Raw genomic sequence first — 11,702 nt, forward strand, 5'->3', positions numbered from 1 at the left:
CTACACCTGTGTCAGTTGTATAGTTTTAATTTCAAAAGGACGGAATGGCAGATTCAGCACGCTGTCCTCCGGAAAATTTCCAAGACATTTTATCGGTTCTTCAAGCAGATTGACTTCCGCCGCATTAACCGCACACCGGAATTTCATCTCCGCCGTACCGGAATTTCCTTTGCATTCGTAGAGCCGCAAAATCAGGTCGTCAGAATCTTCGGCTTTTTTGATGGTCTCGAGGCGAATACTATTACCATCAATGGCGAACGGAAATTTAAAATCGTGTTTTCCGGCGAGTATCCAGCGCGGCTGATTGAAGATTGCGCCCTGCTCCGCGACATCACTTTCTGCCAGATTTCCGGCGTGCGGCACGATGGCGTAACGGAAACAGTGTTCGCCGCGGTCGGCATCGGGATCCGGAAAAGCCGGCGCGCGCAGCAGCGACATGGAGATGACGCTGCCTTTTATTTTGTGTCCGTATTTTCCGGCGTTGAGCAATGCGACGCCGGAATCTGCTTCTGAAAGATCGGTGTATTCGTGCGCCGCAACTTCAAACTGTGCCTGCTCTTCGGAGGTATTGTTTTCGGTGCTGCGATGCAGTACGCCGAACTGAATGTTAAATCCGGCGGTTTTATTTTTCACCGCCACCGGAACATTCACGCGGAGCAGCCGGTGTGTTTCGTTCCATTGCACCTGATTTTCAACTTCAAGTGCTGCGCCGGTTTCCGGGAGTATGATGCGCTGCTGAATGATCGAGTTTCCGACCGCCAGTTTGAGATTTAAAATCTGTGCAACGGCGCCGGTTTCCAGCGCGGCGGTTCCGGCGGCGTGCGCGGTGTCGATTAACGCATCCGGATAAAACGGGTCGATATCCCACGCATCCCACTTCACCGGATAATCGGCGTACAGCGCGAGTTCATTGGCGGCTTCGTTTTCGATGAATATTTTTCCGGTGCGCCTATCCTGCGCAAAAAGCACTGCACCGTTTTCGTTGAGCTGATAAAGGGCGTGCTCGTTTTCGAGCGTCAGCGGAAAATCAGCGGCAGTGAGTTCGCGCGTTTGAATTTCCGGCGCCGGAGTTTCCGCCGGAGTTAAAACGGTGCTCGCAAGTCCGGGCTGTTCGAGTTGAATCCAAAGTTCATTTCCGACGGTTTGCGCCGGCAGAATTTTTCCGGCGGTTTCAACCGGCGATGCGGACGGCAGACGAACAATATCGCTGCGCCGGAAATTGAGTGAATTCACAACGGTAAATCCGGCGCCGGAATTTTCCGGCGCGGCGCTCTGCCACAGTTCATCCAGTTCGCGGTTGATTTCGGCATAGTCATTGAGCGTGTCTTCAGCAACGCCGGCGATGCTGCTGCCGGGCAGTACATCATGAAACTGATTCGACAGAAATTTTTTCCACAGCGCTTCGAGTTTTTCCTGCGGATAAATTTCCGGTGCGAAGAGAGCAAACAGAATTTCGGTGTCACGCAAACGGTGTTCAGTCTGCCGGTTGCCTGCTTTAATTTTTGCCTGCGACGTCAGTGTTCCGCGATGCAGTTCAAGATAAAGCTCGCCGTTCCATTCCGGCAGCCGGTTTGAATACCGGTCCAGCTTTTCAAAAAATCCGGCGGCGGTTCCGAAGCGCACGCGCGGCGCGGCTGCGAGATTTTTCATCAACAGTCCGTCTTCAATAAACTCTTCGGTCGGTCCGCCGCCGCCGTCGCCAATGCCGAACGCCGCCAGCGCCAGCGGCGCGGTTTCCTTTTCCTGACAGTTGTCGCGTCCGAATGAAAGCCGCGACGGAATCAGTTGTTCATTATAGTTTCCGGTGGGCGGCAGATGCGTGAGCACTTCCGAACCGTCGATGCCTTTCCAGCGAAAGCTCGTGAACGGAAATTGATTGTAGCGGTTCCATGAAATTTTAATCGTCATGAAATACGACACGCGTGCCGATTGCAGCAGCTGCGGCAGACACGCGGAATAGCCGAATACGTCCGGCAGCCAGAGGTGATTCACATCGACGCCGAATTTCTGCATGAAGTACCGTTTGCCGTAGAGCAGTTGGCGCGCGAGCGCTTCGCCGCCGGAAATATTGCAATCCGCTTCCACCCACATTACGCCGAGGCATTCCCAGCGTCCGGCGGCAACCTGTTCTTTAATCTGTTCAAAGAGCGCCGGATAATATTTTTCCGTCCAGTCATAATGAAACGGAGCGCTCGCGCCGAAGATGTATTCCGGATATTTTTTAATGTTGGCGAGCTGGCGCGCAAAGGTGCGTCCGCATTTGCGAATGGATTCTTCCATGTGCCACAGCCACGCGGTGTCGATGTGCGCGTGTCCGATTGCCGTAAATTCCAGCTCATGATTTTCCGGCGCAGCGAAACAGGCCTGAATTAAATCTGTGCATTCGGCAAGTTTGCCGGAATCGTAAAGTCCAACTGCGTCGCAGAGTGTATGGCTGAGTTTTTTCCGGCGCTCATGATTTTCCGGCAATGACCGCGCCTGATCAATTAACAGCGCAACACGGCGCTCTAAGTCATAAAGTTCCGGACGGAGCGAAACCAGTCGCGCAAATTTTACAGATGAACAGGCATCGGCAATTTTTTCTTCTTCCGGAAACGGACCGGTGCCGGGCTGAATCGCCCCGCCGCTGTCGACCACCGGACGCTCTACACCAAACAGCGTCGCCGCCGTGGCTTCACCGAAACATAGAATGTTATCGCCGGGTTTTGCTTCCAGCGTAAACAGCTCGTGCCGGAAACGCGGCATGAAAATTGATCCGGCGGTTAAGGAGTACACCGGAACGCCGTCCGGATTAAACAGCAGCAGTTCGCCGTTCACATTCACCAGCAGTGCGACCGGATTTCCGGAATTCCAGTCCGCCGGAATTTTCGCCGCAATTTTAAACCAGCCGAGTTCGCCGTTTGTTCCCCAGACCTGATTTTCCGGCACCGGACGAAACGGCAGTGCCGGAATTTTTTCAAACGGCAGAAACGGCTCTGCCGGCGCAAACTCCAAATCAATTTTAATCTGCTCCGCAAACTTAGCGCGTGCCAGCCGCGCTAACCATTCTTCCGCCCGTTCAATCCGGTGCGACTCCCATTCACTTTTCATCTGTAATGATTCCTGTGCCTGTATATTCAAACGATTGATGCAGTCTGAGATCGCGCGAAGATGAACCGGCATAAAGAACAAACGTTCCCGGCTCGACGCACCAGCATTTTTGACTGACGTTATAAAATGACATATCACGCAGTGAGAGCGTAATTGAAACGGTTTTTTCTTCGCCGGCAGCGAGATGCGCTTTCACAAACCCTCTCAATTCTTTTTGCGGGCGCTTTACACTGCACTCCACATCCTGCAGATAAAATTGAACTGTTTCCGCGCCATCCATTGAACCGGAATTTTTTATTCTGCAGGATATTTCAGCAATCGAATCCGGCGCGGCGGATGGCTGTATGTGCAGATCGGAATAGGTGAATTCTGTATATGAAAGTCCTCTGCCGAATTCAAACAGCGGTTTCACATCGAATGAATCAAAGTACCTGTAGCCGACAAATATTTCTTCTTTGTAGCGGCAGATACCCGCCTGATATTCGCCGATGGCATGCGCCGGTGAATCGGCCAGTTTTTCCGGAAAGGTTATCGGCAGTTTGCCGGAAGGATTCACCGCGCCGAACAGAACTTCCGCCAATGCGGTGCCCCCTTCCATTCCGGCGTATGACGTCCACAAAACAGTGGCGGCGTGATTAATCCACGGCATTTCAACGGGAGCGCCGGACATGATGATAACGATGGTGTCCGGCTTTATTTTCAGCACCGCCTCCAGCAGTCCATCCTGCCCTTCCGGCAGGCGCATATCCGGGCGGTCTCTGGCTTCCGTGTCGTATTGATGATTCAGCCCGCCGATAAAAATTACGGTGTCTGCTCGCTGCGCGGCATCAATTACAGATGCGTAGGCGGCATGAATATCCGGCACGGTTTCTTCCGGCGGAAGCCACCCGAATTCAATACGTGAACTGCCGCGTTTATAATAATATTCGATGAGGATTTCGTATGCTTCGCCGGATTTTAAAACAGCCGTCTTTTCAGAATAGCGGGCGACGGTGTTTGCTTCCGTTTTTAAAAGAACGGCGCCGTTTAAACTCACTGCGGCTTCGTTTGTGTTGTACACACCGAATTTATATTCGCCGGTTTCCGGGGCAGTTAATGTTCCGCGCCAGCGCACCGCATATCCTGAAAAAACATCGATTCCATCAGCCGGTGGATCCTGTTCCCAGGAGAAATTAATCTGATCGGTCACGCGTTCAAATACCGGCGTGCCGGACGGCTTTTCTGTCTGAAAAAACCCGGCGTGCCAGCCGCGTATCCCGGCGTGCTGATCTGCAATTGCAAGATATTCGGAATCCACCGGCAGAACCGGAATATCGCGCACCGGATATCCTTTGATGTATTCGACTTTTGCGCGCGAACCCATCAGCGTCCGGATACCTTCCAGCGGCGTGATTTCATATAATGCTTTGACCTCTGAGCTGCCGCCGCCGGCGGACATTTTACGGTCGGCATTGTCACCGACCACCAAAACGGATTTTACTTTATCAGGATTCACCGGCAGACCGCCGGCGTCATTTTTCAGCAGTACAATGGATTCACGCGCAATGTTTTTCGCGATTGCCTGATGCTCTGCAGTATTGCGCGCGCCGGGTTTTCTGTTTTCTTTCATCATTCCGGAACGGAGCACGACATATAAAATCCGGCGGATTTTTTCATCCAGCAGTGATTCCGGATAATTGCCGGAAAGAACTCCTTCGCGGAACGGACGGGCGAGGTAATATTCGTCATATTCGACCGGCGTACCCATTTCGATATCCAGTCCGTTGAAAACGGCTTCATCGGTATTATGCGTTCCCGCCCAGTCTGAGACGACCAGCCCCGGAAATTTCCATTCGTCTTTTAATACCTGCTGCAGCAGATAATGGTTATGGCAGCAGTGCTGCCCGCGAAACCGGTTGTACGCGCCCATCACGGTTAATACGCCGGAAAAAACGGCGGCTTCAAAGCCAGGGAAATAGATTTCGCGCAGCGTCCGTTCGTCAACTTCAGCATTGGTTTCAAAGCGGTTCAACTCCTGATTATTGGCCGCGAAATGTTTCACGCACGCGGCAACATCCTGCTCCTGAATTGCGTGAATCAATCCGGGCGCCAGCGAGCGGATCAAATGCGGATCTTCGCTCATATATTCAAAATTGCGTCCGCACAGCGGAGTCCGGATAATATTAATTCCCGGCGCAAGGATGATGTCTTTTCCCCGCTCCCGCGCTTCCCTGCCGAGCACATATCCAAAATCTTTTGCACAGTCCGGATTCCAGGTTGATGCCAGTGCGGTGCCGGCGGGAAGATATGTTGCATCATCGTCATCTCTTCCGGCGGAGCGCCAGCTGTCTTTGGCAATTTCCTGCCGGACGCCGTGCGGCCCGTCGGACATGACGATATCCGGGATTCCAAGCCGCGAAATTCCGGCGGATGAAAATTTTGTGTTGGCATGACACATACCGATTTTTTCATCCAGCGTCATCTGCCGGAGAAGCGTTTCAATTTTTTCAGCGATCTCCATCATGCCATGCTCCGGCTATTCAGCCACCCGTCCGTCATCTGCCGGAGTTTCATTCTGACCGCGCAAGCCGCAAATCAGCTCACGCACATTCTGTGTTCCTTTCCAGGTGAACCAGATGGTTGTCAGAACGGCGATGGTGGTATAGAAAATTAAAACCCAGACCCAGTATGCAAGCCAGGCTTTATCAGGAATATCCATAAAAATGCGCAAAATGCAGCCGGTGATAAACGGGAGAACGGATGTCAGCATGATTCCAAAGTTTAGAAACAGTATCATCTTATCCGTACGGGTAAACTCATCCGTGATTCCGAGTCGTCGGAAAAATCCGCCGACCTGATGCCGTTCGATTACTTCTTCTGCAACCGCATATTTTCCGCGATGCAGCATTTTATCCATTTCAAAGCCCGGCTTTACACGGGTGACTAAAGATACAGTGACATAAACTGTGATTGCGCAGAGCGCGGAAATCACCATCATCTGAACGCCGTTGAAGAAGAAATCTTCCGGCAGCTGCTGTATCCATTGAACCGCCGGAAATCCGGCTTTAATTGCGTCCAACTGATACGGCCAGATAATATTTCTTAGAATAATTCCGGCAACTGCCAGCGTTGAGCCGGTAATCATTCCGGCCCACGCCCCGGCGGTGGTGCCGCGTTTCCAGTAGAGTCCGCCAATCACCGCACAGCCGATTCCGCCCATATAAATTGCGCCGGTTAACTGGAAATACATCAGGATATAATCGCCCAGCGGAAACAGCCAGCTCCAAAAAAAGACAAAGACCGAAACGCCGAAAACCGCGTATCGTATCCAGCGCAAATGCCGCGCCGTATCCAGCGGTTTTTTCCGCAGCGGAACGATGACGTCCTGCACAAGAATACTCCCGTAAATCAGCAGACAGGTATTATCCGTAGAAAGCGCCGCCGTAACAATCACCGTACAAAACAGTCCAAAAATTCCGACCGGCAGCAGTTTGGATAATCCCAGCGGAACGAGCATTTGATTCTGCAGTTGTTCCGTCCCCAGCGAGCTTAATCCCTGACGGATTGATCCGGCCATTTCCGCAAACTGTTCATTATTCATGATAATATAAACCGCCAGCGGAATGATAAAATAAATCAACTCATGCGTAGCGCGGCTTAAATTTCCAAGAATTCCGGCCATTTTCAATTCATGGGAATTTTTTGCCGAGGCGGACAGCGCCTGCCCGGTCATCCAGCATTTCCGCGTATATGCTTCGATAAAAACCATCATGGCAAAAAACGTAAAATTAAAACCGGAAATCCCCTGCTGGTCGAATGGATTGATAAACGATTCTCCGGGGCGGGCAGAAAGCATGGTGGATGTGAATGTATCCCATTTAAAGAAAAGCAGAAGTACAACAAAAACCAGCAACCCGCCGAATTTCAACAGCGCACTTTGAATAAAATCTGTAATAAGCACAGCCACCTGCCCGCCCATTAATGCAAAAAACGCCGCACCGGAAATCATCACCAGCATAACCATACCGAGCGTAAGATTCAGATCCATACCGAACAGATGAACCATGTGAATTGGAAGCCCGAAAAAATAAACGACGAACCGGGCGCTGATGGCGGGATAAATTCCATAATTAATAATACCGGAAACACAGGAGAGGATTCCGATAAAAATACGGAAACGATGGCTGTAGCGCATTTCCAGAAACTGCGGCAGTGTCAGGGCTCTAGTCTGCCGGTAACGGTAGGCAACCCAGCCGGTGGCTGAAAAAATAAATGTTGCCAGAAGCATCATCGACTGCCACCACAGTCCGCCGAAACCCGACTTATAAAATTTTTCGAACATGGCGACTATTGTGATCGCCCCGATTGCTTCAGCACCTTCCGCCATCGTCAGCAGATAACGTCCGGCACAGCGATTGGCGGCAATATAATCGGCAACACTGCGGGTTAAGCGTCTCAAATAAAATGTCACTGCCGTCAGTGCACCCAATCCGAACAGCAGAACCCCCCAGTCCCACGCATGTAAATTCATACAACGGTTCTTTCAATTAAATCCCGGATTACTGCCAGGAATTATTTTTTTCGGTCACATGATACGTCGTTGACTTATTCACAAACGGCTGACTGCCGGATTGAGTTGAGATATTTGCTTCGAACACTCCTGTACCGGTGGCTGACACATCAACGCGCACTGCGCTGCGCCCTGATTGTTTAATTTCATTGCCTTTAAATACAATATTTTGCCGTTGCTTTCCTGTGCAGTGAATTCCATGAAACGCGGATTGGTAAATTTTATTGTTCTCTACAATAAACCCCTCCACTTCATCCGTCTGAGGAAATATCCATATTGCGCCGCGTTCTGCTTCAGGCGCCAGCCCTTTGCGTTTTCCGCACCGGATCAGCACATTATCCTTGAAATAAGTATCTTTGAGCTTACTCATCGGAAAAGAGGACGGCATATTCACCACAAAACCGCCGCCGTCAGTCAGCAGATTATTTTCAATCCGGTGATTTTCTCCTCCTGCCAAATCGCAGTTTGCACCCCACCAGACCGCAGAAACTGTATTTGAGCGCAGTGTAACGCGGGTTGTAATTCCAGGGGATCTTGAACTGCAAAGAATCGCTAAACCGTCATCACCGGTGCCGCGCACATGATTATTTTCAACGAGCACATTATCTGTTTCGTATTTCTGACCGTTATTAATATTAATCCCGTCGGCGTATGTACAGCGCACCCGGCAATTCCGGATCACGCCATCCTTTCCCGCCATCCAGAAACCGACGCCGATATGTGAAATCCAGACATTTTCAACAATCCAGTTGGTTGCCACACCGAAAAATGCTTTGTGTGATTTCGGTCGATGCGTTGAGACCGAACTGTCAAGGCTCAGATCAAAAACACCCGCGCCGGTTCCTTCCAGCCGGAAACCGGCATTCCCCGCCCAGTTTGTTGCATAGTTGCCGACCGTCTCATATAAAACCGTATGCCACATGCCGGCGCCCTGCACTTTAACGCCGTCCAGAACAAAGAATTCGTTCTGCAGATAGTTTCCGGCAGGAAACCACACGGTTTTCCCCTGGGCTTTTGCATCTTCGATGCAACGCTTAATTGCCGCCGTATCAACGTCCGCAGATTTTCCGGCGGCGCCATAGTCTACAACCGACAGTGCGTTTTCCGGGCAGGAAAGCGGCGGATCAACCAGTTCCGGCTCAATTAAATCAATCCGGTAAAATTTTGCCGTATCGCCGGAATCTTTCTGTAACCGGACAGCATCGCCGGCAGAAATGCCTCCCTCAATGAAAAAGCGGGTTTCATCCCAGAACACATGAGGATAACTTCCGGGCGTTTCACTCTGTCCGTTTTCGAATAAGACCCCGTCACCGTACAGCCAGTTATGTTTTGAACTTAAGGTGAGATTCTGCCGGCGCTCGCCGTTTACATATAATCCCAATGTCGCCGAGATTCCGCCGCCGTTCGGCGCGTCCGGAATGCAATGGCGAATCACCATTGCATTTGCGGCGCGCTCAAACACGAACTCGATATAATCGCCGGTCTTTTTCAGCTCCGCATATGCGTGTCCGGATGCCTCCTGCTCCGGCACGGAAGGCCAGGGGCAGGATTCAGACAATCTAACCACACTGCCTTTTACTGTTGCGGCGCTCTCAGCCTCCAGCGTTATAAACGGCATATCAGCCCCGGCGTTCGCCGGATTTTTTCCTGTAATCTGAAATGCCGATCCCGTTGCAAACGAACTTATTCCGGCGCACATAACAATAACTAAACATGGTTTTGTCTTAAACATACGGACCTCTGGTTGATCATATGAGATTCAGTTTTTTTCCGGCGCGCACTGCTTTATCGTGTCAAAAAATGGCGGGAGATGAACAGCCCGGCTCCGCTGATTAAAAACAGACCGATGGTTCCCGCTTCCGGAACTGCGGCTGTCACAACGATATCATCAAAAAATCCGTTGTTGTTGCCGCGAATATATACGCGGCTGAAACTCGAATACGACGTATCTGTAACCTGAATAATCTGATTTGCGCCTTCAAACAGCGTCAGAATGCCGGTCTCCGCTTCCCACGTCAGCGTAAGTTCAACAAAATCATTCCAGGTCGATGTATCGAACGTAGCATTGTCTTGATCTGTGCCGGATGTTGCGGTCACTTCATATCCTGTAAGCCAGTGCGAGCCGTTGACAGAACTGCCGATCACATTTCCGGCTCCAAATGTGGAATGATTATTATGTGTTGGATTATTAAATGCGCGGATCGTATAAGTTCCTTTGCCGCCGTACTGGCTTACATTCCCGCCGGTCCACATTATACCGTAACCTTGAGTCCCCGCTTCATTGAGCAGAAAAATCCCATGCCCGCGTCCATAGTTATTGTGCAGCATTTTTACACTCAAACTCCAGTCGCCCGTTACCGTAGTCCCCAGGCTGTCATACGCAATTGCATTGCCTGCTGACATAAATGACCCGGATGCCGGCGATGGAGTTTGCCCTGCCAGTCCTGCGGCTCCGAAGGATGCATTCTGCTGGACTGTAATTTCTCCGTAAACCGTAGTCCAGTCCGTGCGGAGGGCAGCATTATTAGCGTAATTCATTCCGTTTGAATAGATGACGTTTGCCGTAACGGACAGGCTCATCAGTACTGCTGTTACTATTATGATACATTTATTTTTTCTCATTTTTTCTCCATTTTTTATTTTCTGTCTACTTCTCCGAATTTATCGCAATAACCACCCGTTATTGCGACGATGGCCATTATCTTTCTTCATTCTTTCATACCCGTCCCTCCTCTGCTTTCTCTTATTTTTTTTCCGAACCGGTGCTTACCTGAATGTCATCAAAGTACCCATCCGAATTGCCTCTTAAATAAATCCGGCTGAACTCTGAAAAACTGTTGTCCGCCGCCTGTGTGATAAATTTTCCGTTGGCATACAGCCGCAGCGTTCCTTCTGTCGCAGACCAATGCAGCTCAACCGTTAAAAAATCGTTCCATGCTGCGGTCTCATACGTTGCGGTATTTTGATCTGCGCTGGACAGTTTCGTTACACAATAGCCGGTAACCGGATGCTGCGAGTTGGCTTCCCGACCAAGCTGCGTTCCGACGCCGAAAGACGGCCAGTCTTTATAGTTCGCATTATCAAACCGCCGAATGCTTAAAAAACCATTTCCGGCAAATTGACTTACATTGGCAGAATTCCAGAGAATGCCATATCCCTGCGTTCCGGCTTCATTCAGCAGATAAATCCCCTGCCCGCGCCCGTAACTTTTATGCAGTATTTTTGCGGACAGCACCCAGTCCTCTTTCAGGGTTGCCCCAAGCTCGCGGTGACTGATTGCATTCCCCAGCACAAGCACCGTTCCGGATGCCGGAGCAGGCCGTGTTCCTGCCAGCGATTGAGCCTCAAACGTGATCGCATTTTTTACGGAAGAAAGTCCGTACATGGTTTTCCAGACGGAATTCAGCTGCCGGCTGTTTGAATAATCCATTCCGTCGGCAACAACGATGTCACCGGCAGTCAATTCGCAGGCAGCGGTTATGATACACAACACTGGCACGCATAATTTTAATCTCTTCGTCTGCACTTCCAATCTCCTTTTTAATTACGAATCCTGATTACACATCTAAAAATTCCTGCGGATATCGCTGTTTTAATTCAGGAACCGCCCAGCCGCGGCCGGTGACTGCGAGGCGTTTGTCGTAGTTTGTTTTTTTGATCATGCCGCGCGCATGAAACGGTCCGCCTTCGGCGAGCACGGTGTCCATCGGATCGCCGTAACCGGCGGGCATGGTGTCCATCATGTGTTTGTGCCATGCGTCATATTTCTGCCTGGCGGCGGCGGCGAGTTCCGGTTTTTCGGCAACAATATTGCGGCGTTCGAGCGGATCGTTTTTCAGATCGAAAAGCATCTCCTCATCAAAGAGATGGAACCCGTCATGCCAGGTGCGAATCCAGATATAATTATCCCAGCGCACAGAACGCTGACAAACATGTGCACACTGGCTCAGCACCAGATAGTCGCGTCCACAGCTTTTCCCCTCTTTTAACACCGGCGCATAACTTGCGCCGTCCCACAGATCTTCCTGCGGAACGTTGAGCAGTTCGGCGAGCGTCGGCAGAA

Annotated in this window: 7 protein-coding genes; all 7 read right to left on the minus strand. The window is 50.9% G+C overall.

The genetic code is table 11. The features are described 5' to 3' along the window. The gene (locus WC959_09995; GenBank protein ID MFA5689460.1) at positions 1-3,090 is read right to left on the minus strand and encodes a glycoside hydrolase family 38 C-terminal domain-containing protein; all 3,090 of its coding nucleotides are present in this window, start codon (positions 3,088-3,090) and stop codon (positions 1-3) included. Next, entirely contained in the window at positions 3,080-5,593 is a 2,514-nt protein-coding gene (locus tag WC959_10000; GenBank protein ID MFA5689461.1) for a glycoside hydrolase family 3 C-terminal domain-containing protein, read from the minus strand. Before WC959_10000 ends, WC959_09995 begins: the two co-directional genes overlap by 11 nt. 12 nt (positions 5,594-5,605) lie before the next feature. Beyond that, on the minus strand, positions 5,606-7,600 hold the full coding sequence (locus WC959_10005) for a hypothetical protein (GenBank protein MFA5689462.1): 1,995 nt from the start codon (positions 7,598-7,600) through the stop codon (positions 5,606-5,608). A gap of 28 nt (positions 7,601-7,628) precedes the next feature. Continuing rightward, a complete protein-coding gene (locus WC959_10010) occupies positions 7,629-9,371 on the minus strand; it encodes a right-handed parallel beta-helix repeat-containing protein (protein MFA5689463.1) in 1,743 nt (580 codons plus the stop codon). Positions 9,372-9,424: 53 nt separating this feature from the next. Further along, the gene (locus WC959_10015) at positions 9,425-10,261 is read right to left on the minus strand and encodes a hypothetical protein (GenBank protein ID MFA5689464.1); all 837 of its coding nucleotides are present in this window, start codon (positions 10,259-10,261) and stop codon (positions 9,425-9,427) included. A gap of 121 nt (positions 10,262-10,382) precedes the next feature. Beyond that, positions 10,383-11,165: a hypothetical protein gene (locus WC959_10020; GenBank protein MFA5689465.1), complete on the minus strand. Its 783-nt coding sequence runs from the start codon at positions 11,163-11,165 to the stop codon at positions 10,383-10,385. Between the two features lie 31 nt (positions 11,166-11,196). Beyond that, on the minus strand, positions 11,197-11,702 hold a 506-nt coding region (locus WC959_10025), incomplete at its 5' end, for a hypothetical protein (protein ID MFA5689466.1).

It is taken from the genome of Kiritimatiellales bacterium (assembly GCA_041656295.1).
Lineage (GTDB): Bacteria > Verrucomicrobiota > Kiritimatiellia > Kiritimatiellales > Tichowtungiaceae > Tichowtungia.

What these genes read in the sequence shown, in the direction of transcription:
- WC959_09995 (MFA5689460.1), bottom strand. Translation starts at nt 3,090, where the DNA reads ATGAAAAGTGAATGGGAGTCGCACCGGATTGAACGGGCGGAAGAATGG.
- WC959_10010 (MFA5689463.1), bottom strand. Translation starts at nt 9,371, where the DNA reads ATGTTTAAGACAAAACCATGTTTAGTTATTGTTATGTGCGCCGGAATA.
- WC959_10015 (MFA5689464.1), bottom strand. Translation starts at nt 10,261, where the DNA reads ATGAGAAAAAATAAATGTATCATAATAGTAACAGCAGTACTGATGAGC.
- WC959_10005 (MFA5689462.1), bottom strand. Translation starts at nt 7,600, where the DNA reads ATGAATTTACATGCGTGGGACTGGGGGGTTCTGCTGTTCGGATTGGGT.
- WC959_10000 (MFA5689461.1), bottom strand. Translation starts at nt 5,593, where the DNA reads ATGATGGAGATCGCTGAAAAAATTGAAACGCTTCTCCGGCAGATGACG.